Source organism: Streptomyces sp. 1114.5 (assembly GCF_003635085.1).
Taxonomy (GTDB): domain Bacteria; phylum Actinomycetota; class Actinomycetes; order Streptomycetales; family Streptomycetaceae; genus Kitasatospora.
On the sequence record NZ_RBXE01000001.1, the window covers coordinates 17747 to 33882 of the forward strand.

The 16136-nt window shown below is 71.4% G+C and carries 14 protein-coding genes; 5 read left to right on the plus strand and 9 right to left on the minus strand.

The features are described from left to right. Window positions 1-15: 15 nt before the first annotated feature. The 3 genes from BX285_RS00070 to BX285_RS00080 all read right to left on the minus strand — a co-directional run bounded on the left by BX285_RS00070 (window position 16) and on the right by BX285_RS00080 (window position 4322). Window positions 16-1215, minus strand: a complete 1200-nt coding sequence (locus tag BX285_RS00070; protein WP_121174167.1) for a spermidine/putrescine ABC transporter substrate-binding protein — start codon at window positions 1213-1215, stop codon at window positions 16-18. 67 nt (window positions 1216-1282) lie between these two features. After that, window positions 1283-2641, minus strand: a complete 1359-nt coding sequence (locus BX285_RS00075; RefSeq protein ID WP_121174168.1) for an aspartate aminotransferase family protein — start codon at window positions 2639-2641, stop codon at window positions 1283-1285. 235 nt (window positions 2642-2876) lie between these two features. Continuing rightward, complete coding sequence (locus tag BX285_RS00080; protein WP_097236076.1) at window positions 2877-4322, minus strand: gamma-aminobutyraldehyde dehydrogenase; 1446 nt, start codon at window positions 4320-4322, stop codon at window positions 2877-2879. A 299-nt stretch (window positions 4323-4621) separates the two neighbouring features. Between BX285_RS00080 and BX285_RS00085 the strand changes: the two genes are divergently transcribed. The 4 genes from BX285_RS00085 (at window position 4622) to BX285_RS00100 (ending at window position 8673) form a co-directional block, all read left to right on the plus strand. Then, on the plus strand, window positions 4622-5095 hold the full coding sequence (locus BX285_RS00085) for an Lrp/AsnC family transcriptional regulator (protein WP_030243538.1): 474 nt from the start codon (window positions 4622-4624) through the stop codon (window positions 5093-5095). Beyond that, the gene (locus tag BX285_RS00090) at window positions 5092-6486 is read left to right on the plus strand and encodes an aspartate aminotransferase family protein (protein ID WP_121174169.1); all 1395 of its coding nucleotides are present in this window, start codon (window positions 5092-5094) and stop codon (window positions 6484-6486) included. The genes BX285_RS00085 and BX285_RS00090 overlap by 4 nt, the downstream gene beginning before the upstream one ends. A gap of 226 nt (window positions 6487-6712) precedes the next feature. Further along, on the plus strand, window positions 6713-7453 hold the full coding sequence (locus BX285_RS00095; RefSeq protein ID WP_121174170.1) for an ABC transporter ATP-binding protein: 741 nt from the start codon (window positions 6713-6715) through the stop codon (window positions 7451-7453). A gap of 68 nt (window positions 7454-7521) precedes the next feature. After that, window positions 7522-8673 carry a hypothetical protein gene (locus tag BX285_RS00100; RefSeq protein ID WP_097236079.1) on the plus strand — a complete coding sequence of 384 codons (1152 nt, stop codon included), beginning with the start codon at window positions 7522-7524 and terminating at the stop codon, window positions 8671-8673. Window positions 8674-8682: 9 nt separating this feature from the next. Here BX285_RS00100 and rlmN read toward each other — a convergent pair whose 3' ends face one another. From rlmN to rpsB, 6 genes are all read right to left on the minus strand, one after another. Beyond that, window positions 8683-9822 (minus strand): 23S rRNA (adenine(2503)-C(2))-methyltransferase RlmN, encoded by a 1140-nt coding sequence (gene rlmN, locus BX285_RS00105; RefSeq protein WP_097236080.1) that lies wholly within the window; start codon window positions 9820-9822, stop codon window positions 8683-8685. Between the two features lie 73 nt (window positions 9823-9895). Then, window positions 9896-11083, minus strand: coding sequence for a phosphatidate cytidylyltransferase (locus tag BX285_RS00110; RefSeq protein WP_121177109.1), 1188 nt, complete (start codon window positions 11081-11083; stop codon window positions 9896-9898). 281 nt (window positions 11084-11364) lie between these two features. Then, window positions 11365-11922, minus strand: a complete 558-nt coding sequence (frr, locus tag BX285_RS00115; protein WP_097236081.1) for a ribosome recycling factor — start codon at window positions 11920-11922, stop codon at window positions 11365-11367. Window positions 11923-12020: 98 nt separating this feature from the next. After that, complete coding sequence (gene pyrH, locus BX285_RS00120; RefSeq protein WP_030056790.1) at window positions 12021-12785, minus strand: UMP kinase; 765 nt, start codon at window positions 12783-12785, stop codon at window positions 12021-12023. A gap of 261 nt (window positions 12786-13046) precedes the next feature. Further along, a complete protein-coding gene (tsf, locus tag BX285_RS00125; protein ID WP_097236082.1) occupies window positions 13047-13886 on the minus strand; it encodes a translation elongation factor Ts in 840 nt (279 codons plus the stop codon). A gap of 129 nt (window positions 13887-14015) precedes the next feature. Continuing rightward, on the minus strand, window positions 14016-14885 hold the full coding sequence (rpsB, locus tag BX285_RS00130) for a 30S ribosomal protein S2 (RefSeq protein ID WP_121174171.1): 870 nt from the start codon (window positions 14883-14885) through the stop codon (window positions 14016-14018). Between the two features lie 605 nt (window positions 14886-15490). On the opposite strand from rpsB, the gene BX285_RS00135 reads away from it, so the two are divergent. After that, window positions 15491-16105 carry a M23 family metallopeptidase gene (locus BX285_RS00135; protein ID WP_121177111.1) on the plus strand — a complete coding sequence of 205 codons (615 nt, stop codon included), beginning with the start codon at window positions 15491-15493 and terminating at the stop codon, window positions 16103-16105. The last annotated feature ends 31 nt before the right edge of the window (window positions 16106-16136 follow it).

A 16136-nucleotide genomic window follows, 5' to 3' on the forward strand; every position in this document is an offset into this window, starting at 1 on the left:
TCACAACCCGGCGGATCACACCCCGGTGATGCGCCCCCAGACCTTGTGCAGCTGCGGCCGCTCGGCCGAGGTGACGTCGCGCATGGTGTGCAGCCGGGCTCGCATCTCCTCGGTCGGGAACACCAGCGGGTTCTCGGCGAGTTCGGCCTTCTCCTTGTCGCCGCTGGCCGCCAGCACCTCGCGGGCGGCCGGCACCGGGCAGATGTACTGGACGAACGCGGCGAGTTCGGCGGCCACTTCGGGCTGGTAGTAGTAGTCGATCAGCGCCTCGGCGTTGCGCTTGTGGACGGCCCGGTTGGGGATCATCAGGCTCTCCGCCCACAGTTCGCCGCCCTCCTCGGGCACCACGAACTCGATGTCCGGGTTCTCGGCGGTGAGTTGGACGGCGTCGCCGGAGTAGGCCTGGCAGGCGAGGGCCGCCCCGGAGGCGAGGTCGCTGGTGTAGTCGTTGCCGGTGAAGCGGCGGACGTGGCCGGTGTCGACCATCTTCTGCACCAGGTCCATCGCCTTGTCCGCGTCGTCCCCGGTGAACCTGGCGAGGTCCGCGCCCTGGGAGAGCATCAGCAGCCCGAGCGCCTCGTCCAGCCCGGCGAACAGCGTGACCCGGCCCTTGAGTTCGGGCGCCCACAGGTCGGCGGTGGACTTGATCTCCCGGCCGAGCGCCTTGCGGTTGTAGGCGATGCCGGTGATCCCGGACTGCCAGGGCACGCTGCGCCGGCGCCCGCGGTCGAAGGCCGGATCGGCGAGCTGCGGGTCCAGGTTGGCGGTCACGTGGGGCAGGTTGGCCCGGTCCATGGCCTGCACCCAGCCGAGCGAGACGTACCGCCCGGCCATCCAGTCGCTGACCACCATCAGGTCCCGGCCGGGGTCGGCGCCCTGGGTGAGCACCGGGCTGATCTTGCCGAAGAACTCGTCGTTGTCGTTGATGTCCTCGGTGTAGGTGACCGCGATCCCGGTGCTGGCGCTGAAGGCGTCCAGGGTCGGTCGGCCGCCCTGGTCGTCGGTGTCGATGTACTGCGTCCAGTTGGAGAAGGCGAGCCTCCGGTCGCTCTCCGAACGGTCCGGTGCCGAGCGGCGGTCCTCGGGGACGTACGCGGACGGGATCCCGCAGCCGGTCAGTGCGCCGGCACCGAGCAGCGCCGCCCCGCCGAGCACGGAACGTCGGCGCACAGTACGGGAGTCGGACGAACGGCGGGTCAGGGTGGAGCTGGACATGGGGAGCCTTCCGGAGCGTGGGACGGCCCCGGCACGCGCGGGCGCCGGGGCCGTCCTGGGAGGTACGTCAGACAGTGTGCGCGTCGGTGAGCGACAGCACCTCGTCCAGCACCGCGAGGCCGGTCTTGGCCTCCTCCTCGGTGACGGTGCACGGCGGGACGACGTGGAAGCGGTTCATATTGACGAACGGCCAGAGCCCGCGCTGCTTGCAGGCCGCGGCCAGCTCGGCCATCGGCGCGTTGGCGGCGCCGGCGGCGTTGTACGGCACCAGCGGCTCGCGGGTCTCCCGGTCCTTCACCAGGTCGAGCGCCCAGAACACGCCGAGGCCGCGGACCTCTCCGATCGAGGGGTGCCGCTCGGCCAGCTCGCGCAGCCCGGGGCCGAGCACCGTCTCGCCGATGTGCTTGGCGTTCTCGACGATGCCCTCCTCCGCCATGGCGTTGATGGTGGCCACCGCCGAGGCACAGGCCAGCGGGTGGCCGGAGTAGGTGAGCCCGCCGGGGAACGGCCGCTCGGCGAAGGTGGCCGCGATCTCGGCGCTGATCGCCACGCCGCCCAGCGGCACGTAACCGGAGTTGACGCCCTTGGCGAAGGTGAGCAGGTCCGGGGTGACGCCCCAGTGGTCGGCGGCGAACCACTCGCCGGTGCGGCCGAAGCCCGCCATCACCTCGTCGAGGATGAACACGATGCCGTACCGGTCGCAGATCTCCCGCACCCCCGCCAAGTAGCCCGGCGGCGGGACCAGGATGCCCGCGGTGCCGACCACGGTCTCCAGGATGACCGCCGCGACGGTGCCCGGCCCCTCGAACGCGATCACCTCCTCCAGGTGCCGCAGCGCGCGCTCGCACTCCTGCGCCTCGTTCTCGGCGTGGAAGTTGGAGCGGTAGGCGTACGGGCCCCAGAAGTGCACCACGCCGGAGACGCCGATCTCGTTGGCCCAGCGCCGCGGGTCGCCGGTCAGGGCGATCGCGTTGGCGGTGGCGCCGTGGTACGAGCGGTAGGTGGACAGGACCTTCTGGCGGCCGGTGTTCAGCCGGGCCAGCCGGATGGCGTTCTCGTTGGCCTCGGCGCCGCCGTTGGTGAAGAAGATCTTGTCCAGGTCGCCCGGGGTGCGCTCGGCGACCAGCCGGGCGGCCTCGCTGCGCGCCTCGACCGCGAAGCCGGGGGCGATGGTGCAGAGCTTCGCCGCCTGCTCCTGGATCGCGGCGACCACCTTCGGGTGCTGGTGGCCGATGTTGGTGTTGACCAGCTGCGAGGAGAAGTCGAGGTAGCGGTTGCCGTCGTAGTCCCAGAAGTACGAGCCCTCGGCGCCGGCCACCGCGAGGGGGTCGATCAGCGCCTGGGCGGACCACGAGTGGAAGACGTGCGCGCGGTCGGCGGCCTTGACCGCCTGGCCGGTGGCTGAGTCAGCGGTGGGGATGCTCATGCCGGTAAGGCTAGGGCCGGTCGTCCCCGAAGGGCAGTTTCATCTTGTCAGCCGGTCACCCGATCCGTCGACAGGATGCAAAGACACAGGGCCCGGGGCGAAAAGCCCCGGGCCCATGGTCAGTTCATACCAGCACTCAGATCGCGGTCATACCCCGCTCGACGGTCATGACCCGCTAGATCGCGGTCATACCCCGCTCGACGGTCACGACCCGCTAGATCGCGGTCACGACCCGCTAGATCGCGGTCATGACGTGCTTCACGCGGGTGTAGTCCTCGAAGCCGTACGACGACAGGTCCTTGCCGTAGCCGGACTTCTTGAAGCCGCCGTGCGGCATCTCGGCGACCAGCGGGATGTGGGTGTTGATCCAGACGCAGCCGAAGTCCAGGCGGCGCGACATCCGCATGGCGCGGGCGTGGTCCTTGGTCCACACCGAGGAGGCCAGCGCGAACTCGACGCCGTTGGCGTACTCGACGGCCTGGTCCTCGTCGGTGAACTTCTGCACGGTGATGACCGGGCCGAAGACCTCGTTCTGGATGATCTCGTCGTCCTGGTTCAGGCCGGAGACGACGGTCGGGGCGTAGAAGTAGCCCTTGTCGCCGACCTGGTGGCCACCGGCCTCGACCTTGGCGTGGGCGGGCAGCCGCTCGATGAAGCCGGCCACCTGCTTCAGCTGGTTGGCGTTGTTCAGCGGGCCGTACAGCACGTCCTCGTCGTCCACGCCGCCGGTCTTGGTCTCGGCCGCGGCCTTGGCCAGCGCCTCGACGAAGGCGTCGTGGATCGACTCGTGCACCAGCACGCGGGTGGCGGCCGTACAGTCCTGGCCGGCGTTGAAGTAGCCCGCCACCGAGATGCCCTCGACGGCCTCGGCGATGTCGGCGTCCTCGAAGACCACGACCGGGGCCTTGCCGCCCAGCTCCAGGTGGACGCGCTTGACGTCCTTGGAGGCCGACTCGGCGACCTGGATGCCGGCCCGGACCGAACCGGTGATGGAGGCCATCGCCGGCGTCCGGTGCTCGACCATCAGCTTGCCGCTCTCGCGGTCGCCGCAGATGACGTTGAAGATGCCGGCCGGCAGCTCCAGCTCCTTGAGGACGCCGCCGATGATCTCGGCCAGCAGCACGGTGGAGGCCGGGGTGGTGTCCGAGGGCTTCAGCACGACGGTGTTGCCCGCGGCGATGGCCGGGGCGAACTTCCAGACGGCCATCATCATCGGGTAGTTCCACGGGGCGACCTGGGCGCAGACGCCGACCGGCTCGCGGCGGATGATCGAGGTCATCCCGTCCATGTACTCACCGGCGGCCTTGCCCTCCAGCAGGCGGGCGGCACCGGCGAAGAACCGGATCTGGTCCACCATCGGGCCGATCTCCTCGGAGAGGGTCAGCCCGCGGGGCTTGCCGGTGTTGCGCACCTCGGCGTCGACGATCTCGTCGGCCCGGGCCTCGACCGCGTCGGCGATCTTGAGCAGCAGCTTCTGCCGGGTGCTCGGGGTGGCGTCGCGCCAGATCGGGAACGCGGCGGCGGCGGAGGCCATGGCGGCGTCCACGTCCGCGGCACCGGACAGCGGCGACGTCGCGTACACCTCGCCGGTGGTCGGGTCCACGATGTCGAGCGTGCGGCCGTCAGCCGCGTCGACGAACTCACCATTGATGTAGTTGCGCAGCGTACGAAGGTCGCTCACGGGGTCTCTCCTCGGTCTGGGCCTGCGGCATTGCAGATTCCGGCGCCATGGTACGTCGGCGGATCCGGCGTACGAAGGGTGCCGAGTGGCCGGGCCCGAAACGGCGCGGTCCACTGGTGGCGGTACGCGCCGCATCCCGCGGGGCCGCGCGCGTACCGTGCCAGGGTAGCCGCACCACTGCCGTAATCGACAGGCCAAGTGGATGTACGCGATGAAATCCGTACGCGTTTTCCAAGATCGCGACGAAATCAGCAGCTTCCAAGCTTGCGAACGCCGAATCGATCAGGCACAGTGGCCGCGTGGCCAACCGCGACCGGAACGCCAGCGTTCCCCTCGACGCCGCCTCCAAGGCGATCATCGAGCAGCTCCAGGAGGACGGGCGCCGCCCGTACGCCGCCATCGGCAAGGCCGTCGGCCTGTCCGAGGCAGCCGTACGGCAGCGCGTCCAGAAGCTGCTCGACCAAGGCGTGATGCAGATCGTCGCCGTCACGGACCCGCTCACCGTCGGCTTCACCCGCCAGGCGATGGTCGGCATCCGGGTCGAGGGCGACATCGAGCCCGTCGCCGACGCGCTGGCCGCCCTCGACGAGGTCGACTACGTCGTCTGCACCGCAGGCTCGTTCGACCTCCTGGCCGAACTGGTCTGCGAGGACGACGAGCACCTGCTCGAACTGATCAACAAGCGCATCCGCGCCCTTCCCGGCGTGCGGAGCACCGAGAGCTTCGTTTACCTGAAGCTCCGGAAACAGACCTACACCTGGGGCACCCGATGACAGCCGACCCGGCGCAGAAGGACCTTTCCAAGACCGCCTACGACCACCTGTGGATGCACTTCACCCGCATGTCGTCGTACGAGAACTCCCCCGTGCCGACGATCGTCAAGGGCGAGGGCACCTACATCTGGGACGACAAGGGCCGGAAGTACATCGACGGCCTGGCCGGCCTGTTCGTCGTGCAGGCCGGTCACGGCCGCACCGAGCTCGCCGAGGTCGCCGCCAAGCAGGCCAAGGAACTCGCGTTCTTCCCGATCTGGAGCTACGCGCACCCCAAGGCCGTCGAGCTGGCCGAGCGCCTGGCCAACTACGCCCCGGGCGACCTGAACAAGGTCTTCTTCTCCACCGGTGGCGGCGAGGCCGTCGAGACCGCCTGGAAGCTCGCCAAGCAGTACTTCAAGCTGATCGGCAAGCCGACCAAGTACAAGGTCATCTCCCGCGCCATCGCCTACCACGGCACCCCGCAGGGCGCGCTGTCCATCACCGGCCTGCCGGGCCTGAAGGCCCCGTTCGAGCCGCTGGTGCCGGGCACCCACAAGGCCCCGAACACCAACATCTACCGCGCCCCGCACTACCTTGAGGGCCCCGACGGCACCGTCGACCCCGAGGCGTACGGCCGCTGGTGCGCCGACCAGGTCGAGGAGGCGATCCTCTTCGAGGGCCCCGAGACCGTCGCCGCCGTCTTCGTCGAGCCGGTGCAGAACGCCGGTGGCTGCTTCCCGCCGCCGCCCGGCTACTTCCAGCGCCTGCGCGAGATCTGTGACCGCCACGACGTGCTGATGGTCTCGGACGAGGTCATCTGCGCCTTCGGCCGCCTCGGCACCATGTTCGGCGCCGACAAGTTCGGCTACGTGCCGGACATGATCACCTGCGCCAAGGGCATGACCTCGGGCTACTCCCCGATCGGCGCCACGATCATCTCGGACCGCATCGCCGAGCCGTTCTACAAGGGTGACAACACCTTCCTGCACGGCTACACCTTCGCCGGCCACCCGGTCTCCTCGGCCGTGGCGCTCGCCAACCTCGACATCTTCGAGCGCGAGGGCCTCAACCAGCACGTGCTCGACAACGAGTCGCGCTTCCTGGGCACCCTGAGCAAGCTGCGCGACCTGCCGATCGTCGGCGACGTCCGCGGCAACGGCTACTTCTACGGCATCGAGCTCGTGAAGGACAAGGTCACCAAGGAGTCCTTCAACGACGAGGAGACCGAGCGCGTGCTCTACGGCTTCCTCTCGAAGGCGCTCTTCGACAACGGCCTGTACTGCCGCGCCGACGACCGTGGCGACCCGGTCGTCCAGCTGGCCCCGCCGCTGATCTCCGACCAGTCGACCTTCGACGAGATCGAGCAGATCCTGCGGACCAGCCTCACCGACGCGTGGGCGAAGCTCTGATCCCCTGAGCCCTCTTCCCCACCCTCCGCCGAAGGGCGGTCCCGCTCCCGCGGGGCCGCCCTTCGGCGTTCACACCACCGTCACCGAACATCACAGTCGTACGACCAAACATGCCTGAATGCGGGTGATTTGCCCGTGATGGACCAGTGCGCCGCAACCGCGACCCGCCACGGTCGTTCTAATCTGACGACTGTCATATCCCTGCGGCCACCCAGGATGGAACCTCATGTCAGCGGCACCGCCTGACAACGACGTGCTGTGGGCCCGGGGGATCGTCAAGTCCCATCACGGCACCCCCGCCCTGCGCGGCATCTCGCTCGGCGTCCGCGAGGGCGAGGTACTCGCCGTCACCGGCCCGCGCGGCTCCGGCAAGAGCACCCTGCTCGGCTGCCTCTCCGCCCGGCTCCCGGTCGACGAGGGCGAGGTCTGGTTCAACAGCGCCCCCGTGCACACCCTCAACCGGGCCGGCCGCGAACGGCTGCGCCGCGACCGCTTCGGCTTCGTCGGCTCCGAGCCGCAGCTCGTCCCCGAACTGACGGCCCGGGAGAACGTCGCCCTGCCCCTGCTGCTCGCCGGGGCCGGCAACAAGGCCGCGTACACCGCCGCCGACGAGTGGCTGGAGCGCCTGGACGTCGGCGACTTCGCCAGGCACCGCCCCGACCGGCTGGTCCAGAGCCAGCGCCAGCGGGTCGCCGTCGCCCGCGCCCTCGCCCCGCAGCCGCCCGTCGTCTTCGCCGACGACCCCACCGCCCCGCTGCACCGCGAGGCCGCCGACCAGGTCCTGCGGATACTGACCAGCGCCGCCCGCTCGCACCAGCTCACCCTCGTCCTGGCCACCCACGACCCCGAACTCGTCCGGTTCGCGGACCGCGCCGTCGCCCTCGTCGACGGCCGGCTCACCGCCCCCGCCGCCCCCGTCCCGCGCGGGACCACCGGAGCACCCGCCGTCACGGCCACCCGCCTCTGACGACGGACGACACCGAGCCGTTGACGACACCGTGCCGCTGACGACGCCGAGCCGCTGAAAGAGTCGCCGTGTTCTATCTCCGTCTGGCCCGGGGCTACCGGGCGCCCGACCTCGGCCGCTGGCTGCTCACCACACTGGCCGCCGCCGTGGTGGCCGCCTTCCTGCTGCGCTCCCTCGGCCGGGCCATGAGCGACCCGCTCGGCGGTGCCGACCCGCTGGTCCGGCTGCTCTGGTGCCTGCCCCCGCTCGCCGCCGTCGCCTGGTTCGCCGCCGTCGCCGCCCGCTCGGTCCCCGCCCGGCGGCCCGAGCGGATCGCCGGCCTCACCGCCGCCGGGGCCGGCTCCCGCCGGATCCGGGCCCTGATCGCCGGCGAGGTCGCCCTCGCCTGCACCCTCGGCAGCGTGCTCACCCTGCTGGTCTTCCTGGTACTGCGCAACGACATCGCCGGGCCCTCACTGGCCCCCGACCTCGGCATGGGCGTCCCGCTGCCGGCCGCCGCACCGGTCACCCTGCTCGCCCTGGTCCCGCTCACCGCCGGCATCGCCGCCGCCTGCGCAGTGCCCGTCACCGAGGACCTGCCCGGCGGCCGCACCCACCACCGCACCGGCTTCGGCGTCTGGCGGATCGCGCTGCCGATCGGAGTGAGCGTGATCGGCGCGGCCCTCGAACTCATCGCGCTGCGGCCCGGAGCCCCCGCCGACGGCCGCCCGATCCACCTGCCCGCCGGGCTCGGCACCACCAGCACCGCCGCCCTCGGCGGCTGGGCGGCCGGCGCACTGGGCCTCGCCCTGCTCACCGGCCCGCTGCTGGCCTGGGCCGGACGGCTGCTCGCCCTCGGCCGGCCCACCCCGCTGCGGCTGCTGGCCGGCCGCGGGCTCACCGCCCAGGCCCCCCGCCTCGGCGCGCCGCTGGCCGTCCTCACCCTGGCCGTCGCGCTGGTGCTCACCACCATCCGCTACTGGATCGGCACCCCCGGCAGCGCCGACGCCCTGCCCGCCGTCGAGGCCTGCCTGGTGCTCGGCTGCGCGGCCGCCGCGGTGATCGCCCGGCTGGCCGAGGTCCGCACCGACCGCCGGGACGTCACCGAGGTGCTGCTGCGCCTCGGCACCTCGCCCCGGCTGCTGTTCGGCGCGGTCGCACTGCGCACCCTGGCCGTCGGCACGACGCTGCTGCTGACCGGCGGGGCGACCGCCGCGCTGGCGGCCGCCGGTCTGCGCTGACCGCTCCGGTCAGCCGGCCGCGGCGAGCTGGCCGCAGGCGCCGTCGATCTCCTGGCCGCGGGTGTCGCGGACGGTCGTCGGCACGCCGTGGGCCCGGAGCCGGCGGACGAACTCGCGCTCGTCCTCGGGCCGGGAGGCCGTCCACTTGGAACCCGGCGTCGGGTTCAGCGGGATCAGGTTGACGTGCACCCGGTGGTTCTTGATCAACCGGCCGAGCAGGTCGGCCCGCCAGGCCTGGTCGTTGATGTCCTTGATCAGCGCGTACTCGATGGAGATCCGGCGGCCGGACTTCTCCGCGTAGTTCCAGGCCGCGTCCAGCACCTCGGCGACCTTCCACCGGGTGTTCACCGGCACCAGCTCGTCGCGCAGCTCGTCGTCCGGGGCGTGCAGCGACAGCGCCAGGCGGCAGCTCAGGCCCTCGTCGGCGAAGCGGTGCATCGCCGGGACGAGGCCGACGGTGGAGACCGTGATGCCGCGCTGGGACAGCCCGAAGCCGTCCGGCGCCGGGTCGGTCAGCCGGCGGATCGCGGCCAGCACCCGGTTGTAATTGGCCAGCGGCTCGCCCATGCCCATGAAGACCACGTTGGACAGCCGCGCCTCGCCGGCCGGACCGCTGCCGTCCTCGACGGACGACGTCCCGCGCGCCCCGAACTCCCCGACCTTGAGCGCGCGCATCCCGGCGGCGATCTGCTCGACGATCTCGGCGGTGGAGAGGTTGCGGGTCAGCCCGGCCTGACCGGTGGCGCAGAACGGGCAGTTCATCCCGCAGCCCGCCTGCGAGCTGATGCACATGGTGACCCGGTCCGGGTAGCGCATCAGCACGGACTCCACGAGCGTGCCGTCGAAGAGCTTCCACAGCGTCTTGCGGGTGGCGTCGTCGTCGCAGGACACGTGCCGCACCACCGACATCAGCTCGGGCAGCAGGCTCCCGGTGAGCTTCTCCCGGCTGGCGGCGGGGATGTCCGTCCAGCCCGCCGGGTCGTTCGACATCCGGCCGAAGTAGTGGTTGGAGAGCTGCTTGGCGCGGAACGGCTGCTCGCCCAGCTCGGCGACGGCCTCCTTGCGCTCGGCGGGGCTCAGGTCGGCGAGGTGTCGCGGGGGCTTGGCGCCGCGCGGCGCGACAAAGGTGAGTTCTCCGGGCTTAGGCATGGTTGTTCCAGTGTCGCAGACGCGCGAGGGCCCCGGACGCCAGGCGTCCGGGGCCCTCCGTCGTACGCGCGGATCAGCTGCCGACGAAGGCCACCAGCAGCAGCCAGACCACCGGGGCGGTCGGCAGGAGCGAGTCCAACCGGTCCATGATGCCGCCGTGGCCGGGCAGCAGCGTGCCCATGTCCTTGATCCCCAGGTCGCGCTTGATCATCGACTCGCCCAGGTCGCCCAGGGTCGCGGTGACCGCCGCGCAGCCGCCCAGGATCAGGCCCTGCCACCAGCTGCCGTCGTCGATGATCAGCTGCATCAGCACGGCGCCGGCCAGCATCGACAGGGCGATGCCGCCGGCCAGGCCCTCGCGGGTCTTGCCGGGGCTGATCGTCGGGGCCAGCTTGGTCCGGCCGAACTTGTAGCCCACGGCGTAGGCGCCGGTGTCGCTGCAGATCGTGACGATCAGGAAGAGCACGATCCGCTGGGGGCCGTCGTCGGCCGCCAGCATCATCGCCACGAAGGTGGCCAGGAAGGGCACGTAGAAGGCGGTGAACACGCCCGCCGTTATGTCCCGCAGGTAGTTCTCCGGCGGCTCGGCCATCCTCCAGACCATCACCGCCAGGCCGGTCAGTGCGAGTGAGGCTGCGGCCCACTCGACCCCGGACCAGTAACCGGTGGCGACCATCGCGATGCCGCCGACGACCAGCGGGACCAGCGGCGCCTTGATCTCCTTGCGCTCGGAGAGCCGGCTGGTCAGCTCCCAGACGCCGACCGCGACCGCGGCCATCACGACGACCAGGAACAGCGCCTTCACCACGAACAGCGAGGCGATGATCACCACGCCGAGGCCGACCCCCACGCCTATGGCGGCCTGGAGGTTACGGCCACCGCGCTGCTTGCGCGGCTGCGGTTGCGGGTCGGGCTGGGCGGCCACGGGTGTCTCCTGCCCTGGGTGGGACGACGGCACGAAGCGGGGCTGTCCGGCCGCCGGGTGGCTGGGCGGCGGCGCGGGATGCACCGGTGCCCCCGGGTGCGGCGGGGTGCCGTGACCGGGGGCGGGGGCGGGGGCGACGTCGGGCGATATCGCGCGCAGCACGACCGTCTCCGTCACGGCGGGCGGCGCCGGCTCGGACGGCTCGTCGCGGAACAGCGGACCGCTCAGTCGGCCGGCCTCCCGGGCCGGCTCCGCCGCGGAGGCGCCGGAGGCGGCCGGTCGGCCGCGGCCCGGCACACCGGGGGGCGGGCCGGGGTCGGCCGGGACGGGGGGCATGACCTGAGTCTCCTCCGCGTCGCCGCCCCAGTACACCGGGGGCTGCCGCAAGTGATCCGAACGGAGACCCTGGTCCCCCGGGACGGCACCCGGCACGCCCGGGGGCACGGCCGGGCCGCCCGGGTGGCCGGGACGTCCCTGGACCGGCGCCGGCTGCTCGCCGTACCCCGGCGCCGGTCCGACCGGGTCGCGGAGTGGCTGCGGCTGCGGCGCCGGGCGGTAGGGCTGGAACTGCTGGTCGGACGGGCCCCAGTAGCCAGGGGCGTCAGGGGCGTCGTTCATCAGACCTCGAGCAGCTCGGCTTCCTTGTGCTTCAGCAGCTCGTCGACGGCGGCCACGTACTTGGCCGTGGTGTCGTCGAGCTCCTTCTCGGCGCGGCGGCCCTCGTCCTCGCCGACCTCGCCGTCCTTGACCAGCTTGTCGATCGCGTCCTTGGCCTTGCGGCGCACCGAACGGATGGAGACCTTGGCGTCCTCGCCCTTGCCGCGGGCGACCTTGATGAACTCCCGGCGGCGCTCCTCGGTCAGCTCGGGCAGCACGACGCGGATGATGTTGCCGTCGTTGGACGGGTTGACGCCCAGGTCGGAGTCGCGGATCGCCTGCTCGATGGCCTTCAGCGCGGTCTTGTCGAACGGCGAGACGACCGCCATCCGGGGCTCCGGCACCGAGAACGAGGCCAGCTGGTTGATCGGCGTCACGGCGCCGTAGTACTCCGCGACGATCTTGGCGAACATCGCCGGGTGCGCGCGGCCGGTGCGGATGGCGGCGAAGTCGTCCTTGGCGACGGCGACGGCCTTCTCCATCTTCTCCTCGGCTTCGAGGAGGGTCTCTTCGATCACTGTGGTCTCCCTGTCCGGTTCATCTGCTGTTGTTCCGACCGGTGACGGCTCGGAGGCCGGTCGCGGCGCCCGCGCCGTCCCGTACGGCTGGTTGCTGCTCAGGCCCGGACAGAATCCTGGCTGATGAGTGTGCCGATCTTCTCACTCTTCACCGCACGCGCGATATTGCCCTCCGCCAGCAGTTCGAAGACCAGCATCGGAAGGTTGTTGTCCTTGCACAGCGTGATCGCGGTGAGGTCGGCGACCTTGAGGTCGCGCGCGATGACCTCGGAGTACTCCAGCGCGTCGAACTTGACCGCGTCCGGGTTGGTCCGCGGGTCGGAGTCGTAGACGCCGTCCACGCCGTTCTTGCCCATCAGCAGGACGTCGGCGTGGATCTCCAGCGCCCGCTGGACGGCCGTGGTGTCGGTGGAGAAGTACGGCATGCCCATACCGGCGCCGAAGATCACGACGCGGCCCTTCTCCAGGTGCCGGACGGCGCGCAGCGGCAGGTACGGCTCGGCGACCTGGCCCATGGTGATGGCGGTCTGGACCCGGGTCTCGATGCCCTCCTTGACCAGGAAGTCCTGCAGCGCAAGGCAGTTCATGACGGTGCCGAGCATGCCCATGTAGTCGGAGCGGGCCCGGTCCATGCCGCGGACCTGCAGCTCGGCGCCCCGGAAGAAGTTGCCGCCGCCGATGACCACCGCGACCTCGGTACCGGCGCGGACGACGGTGGCGATCTCCCGGGCGATCGCGTGCACGACGTCCGGGTCGACGCCGAGCCCGCCGCCACCGGCGAAGGCTTCACCGGACAGCTTGAGCAGCACCCGGCGGCGCGAGCCGGCCTTGGGGTCCTGCGCGGTCTCCTGCGTCTCCTGCATGGACTTCTCCTTTTTGCACCTACTGGTCACAGGCGCGGGTGTGCGGATGCCCCGCCTGCGCGTACACGCGAGGAGGCCACTGCCGCGGGAACCGGTTCGGTGTCCTGCACGGCAATGGCCTCCTCGTCGTTCATGGTGCCGACGCGAGCCCGCCCGTGGGCGGTAGGCGCTGGGTGAGCCCGTTCGGCGTTCCTCCCGCCCCGGTCAGCGGGCGGGGGCGGTTCCCAGCCTAAGGGGGCCGGGGACCAGGTGGAACGTGGCTCAGGCGCCGACGCGGAAGCGGGCGAAGCGCTTGAGGGCGACGCCGTTCTCCTCAAGGACCTTGGCGACGGTCTTCTTGTTGTCCTTCGCGAAGGCCTGCTCCAGAACGGAGTTCTCCTTCACGAAGCCGGTGACGCGGCCCTCGACGATCTTCGGCAGGGCGGCCTCCGGCTTGCCCTCCTCGCGAGCGGTGGCCTCGGCGACGCGGCGCTCGTTCTCAAGCTCCTCGGCCGGGATCTCCTCGCGGGACAGGTACTTCGGCGCGAAGGCGGCGATGTGCTGCGCGACGTCCTTGGCGACCTCGGCGTTCTCCTTGTCCAGCTCGACCAGGACGCCGACGGCCGGCGGCAGGTCGGGGCTGGTCTTGTGCAGGTAGACCGCGACGAAGCCGTCACCGTCGAACTGGGCGAAGCGACGGAAGACGATCTTCTCGCCCAGGGTCGCGTTGGCCTCGTCCACGAACTGCTGAACGGTCTTGCCGGCCTCGATCTCGGAGGCCAGGGCGGCGTCCAGGTCGGCCGGGGCGGACTTGGCGACGTGGGCCGCGATGGCGTCGGCGACCTTGACGAAGTTGTCACCCTTGGCGACGAAGTCGGTCTCGCAGTTCAGCTCGACCAGGACGCCGGACTTCTTGTCCTCGGCGATCAGCGCGGAAACGGCGCCGTTGGAGGCGTCGCGGCCCTCGCGCTTGGCAACGCCCTTCTGGCCCTTGATGCGCAGGAGCTCGACGGCCTTCTCGACGTTGCCCTCGGCCTCGTCCAGGGCCTTCTTGCAGTCCATCATGCCGGCGCCGGTGAGCTCACGGAGCTTCTTGACGTCCGCGGCGGTGAAGTTCGCCATGGTGTGAATCTCTTCTCGCGTCTCGCGTGTCTGCGTGGGGTGGCGCCGGGACCGGTGGTTCGGTCCCGGCGCGGGAGAGAGGGGCACCTGCCGGTTTCGTACCGGCGGGTGCCCCTCACCCTTGGTACGTCAGGCCTGCTCGGCCGGAGCCTCGGCAGCCGGGGCCTCGGCAGCCGGGGCCTCGGCGGCCGGAGCCTCGGCGGCGGGGGCCTCCTCGGCCTTCTTCTCGCCCTCGATGAGGTCCTTCTCCCAGTCGGCCAGCGGCTGGTCGGCGCCCGGCTCGGCCTTGGCGTCGCCCTTGGCGACACCGGCGCGGGCCTTCAGGCCCTCGGCGACGGCGTCGGCGATCACGCGGGTCAGCAGGGTGACGGAGCGGATCGCGTCGTCGTTGCCCGGGATCTTGTAGTCGACCTCGTCGGGGTCACAGTTGGTGTCGAGGATGGCGACGACCGGGATGTTGAGCTTCCGGGCCTCGCCGACCGCGATGTGCTCCTTCTTGGTGTCCACGATCCAGACAGCGCTGGGAACGCGCTGCATGTCGCGGATACCACCGAGGGTCTTCTCCAGCTTGTCGTGCTCGCGCTGGAGGACCAGGAGCTCCTTCTTGGTGAGGCCGGAGCCGGCCACGTCCGAGAAGTCCAGCTCGCCGAGCTCCTTCAGGCGCTGCAGGCGCTTGTAGACGGTCGAGAAGTTGGTCAGCATGCCGCCGAGCCAGCGCTGGTTCACGTAGGGCATGCCCACGCGGGTGGCCTGCTCGGCGATGGCCTCCTGGGCCTGCTTCTTCGTGCCGACGAAGAGGACGCTGCCGCCGTGGGCAACGGTCTCCTTGATGAACTCGAAGGCGCGGTCGATGTAGTTCAGCGACTGCAGGAGGTCGATGATGTAGATGCCGTTGCGCTCGGTGATGATGAAGCGCTTCATCTTCGGGTTCCAGCGGCGGGTCTGGTGACCGAAGTGGACGCCGCTCTCCAGCAGCTCCCGCATCGTGACGACGGCCATTGCCGTACTCCTTGGTGTTGCGGCCCGGCGGCGGCACTGCGTCGCAGCGATCGCCCACAGCCGGGTCAGTCTCGGTTTGTCCGTGGCGGCCAGGTGACAGCCACGCCTGACGCCCCGAACGTGCCGAGCCGCTTGCGCCCGCTCGGCCTGGGGCCGGTCGGGCTCGGCGGACCGAGCGGCACTCGCACCTGGCGGGGCCGCGGATGTACCGCGTCCGACCACCGGTGGCGGGGCGTGCGAAGTCGACCCGGCGGACCGGGTCGCGTGTGAAGTGTACGGGAAGCGCCGAGCGGCGGGCGACTTCGCGAGCGGCCGGGGGGCCGCCGGGGACCTGGGAAGAGCCCGGGAAACGGCCGGAGCGGGCGGGTCGGCGGGGGAACTGCGGGAGGAACTTCGGGGGGACTGCCGGGGTCTGCGGCAGGTGGGGGCCGAGCCGTGCCCGGCGTGGCCGCCTGCCCCTCGTGGGCCGTCGGTATGCCTCTTGTACACCGGATGGCGGCGTCCGTACACCCGTCGGAGGGATGGCGGCCTGGGGTGGAGGCGGTTTGTCCACAGGAATCCGGATGTGGGTGGTGCGGCGGCGGCGCGACCGCGAGCCTTCGTGCATGACAGCTCGTGCGTGGTTCGTCGGGGTTCGGGGAGCGCTCTCCGTGGTGCTGGGGGTGGTGCTCGTACTGTCGGGCGCCGCGACGGCCGAGGGCCGGACCGGGGGCTCCCGAGGCTCCGTGGGTGGCGTGGATGGCGTGGATGGCGGTGGCGGTGGCGGTGGCGGTGGCGGCCGGAGCGGCGCACGGGCCTGGCCGGTGGGCGGGCCCGGAGGGGTGCTGGGGCGGTTCGAGCCGCCGGCGAAGCCCTGGGCCGCCGGACACCGCGGGGTGGATCTCGCGGCCGCGCCCGGGGCGGAGGTGCGGGCGGCGGCCGCCGGGGTGGTCACGTTCTCCGGCCTGGTGGCGGGCCGCCCGGTGGTGACCGTCGCGCACCCGGGCTCGGGCTCTCCCCCGCTCCGGACCACCTACCTGCCCGTCACCGGCACCGTCCCGGTCGGCACCGCGGTGACCGCCGGGCAGGTGATCGGGCAGCTCGCCACGGACGGTCGGCACTGCCCCGCTCAGGACTGCCTGCACTGGGGGCTGCTACGCGGAGGCCGCTACCTGGACCCGCTGGCCCTGTTCGGCGCGGGCACGGCCCGACTGCTGCCCTTCAACGGCGGGAGCGGATAACAGGGAGTGGATAGCTGGGGGGGTTCCCACC